Consider the following 333-nt stretch of genomic DNA (forward strand, 5'->3'; position numbering starts at 1 on the left):
AACTATATCGTTCGGCGTGGTCTCTTCTTGGAAGTTAATCTCAACGTCTTCATCAATTAAGCTCGCGTTGCCAAAAGGCGCGCGTCTTGTTATCCAGTACAAATGATTGGTACAGTACGTCATCACATACTCACCATCACTCAACAACATGTTGAAGACACCTTTATCTCGTAACTGGTCACAACACTCAGCAACAAAGCGAAACATGCCTTCCATGTCTTGAGGCGGTTCAGGAAAGCGATCCTCGAGCTGTTTTAATAACCAACAAAAAGAGAGCTCACTGTCCGTCTCACCTACCGGTCTGAAACGACCACTGATAAGATCATCGTAGTC

The 333-nt window shown here is 45.0% G+C and carries 1 protein-coding gene; it reads right to left on the reverse strand.

The window, feature by feature from the left end; all coding sequences use genetic code 11:
* On the reverse strand, positions 1-333 hold a 333-nt coding region (locus AB4486_RS25225), incomplete at both ends, for a class II glutamine amidotransferase (protein WP_372119454.1).

The sequence above is a fragment of the Vibrio sp. 10N.222.55.C6 genome, assembly GCF_041473395.1.
Classification (GTDB): domain Bacteria; phylum Pseudomonadota; class Gammaproteobacteria; order Enterobacterales; family Vibrionaceae; genus Vibrio; species Vibrio crassostreae_C.